Source organism: Pseudarthrobacter sp. AL07 (genome assembly GCF_029960665.1).
GTDB lineage: Bacteria > Actinomycetota > Actinomycetes > Actinomycetales > Micrococcaceae > Arthrobacter.
In genome coordinates this window covers 1-330 of the sequence record NZ_JASBRB010000102.1, presented here as the reverse complement: position 1 = coordinate 330, position 330 = coordinate 1, and the positions used below count along the sequence as shown (strand labels likewise).

The window sequence follows — 330 nt, the reverse complement described above, 5'->3', positions numbered from 1 at the left end:
TGTGTTGTGTCCGGGTCCCCGCGGAGGGGAACTCGAAGAAGCGGTTGCAGGAGGTGTCCACACATTCGACGATGAGCCGGTCGTTGGCGGAGCTGGCCAACCATCTGGTGGAGCTCCGGGTCGAGCGGGTGGTGATGGAGGCGACCTCCGATTATTGGAAGCCGGTGTTCTATCTCCTGGAGGCGCACGGGCTCGAGCCGTGGCTGGTCAACGCGCGCGATGTCAGGCATTTGCCGGGACGTCCGAAAACTGACGTGCTCGACTCGGTCTGGTTGTGCAAAGTCGCCGAGCGGCAGATGCTCCGGCCCAGTTTTGTCCCGCCTGCCCCGA

At 63.9% G+C, this 330-nt stretch carries 1 protein-coding gene; it reads left to right on the top strand.

Annotated features, from left to right (window positions below):
• Window positions 1-53: 53 nt before the first annotated feature.
• Window positions 54-330, top strand: a 277-nt coding sequence (locus QK290_RS18595) for a transposase (protein WP_282332139.1), incomplete at its 3' end; no start/stop codon positions are given.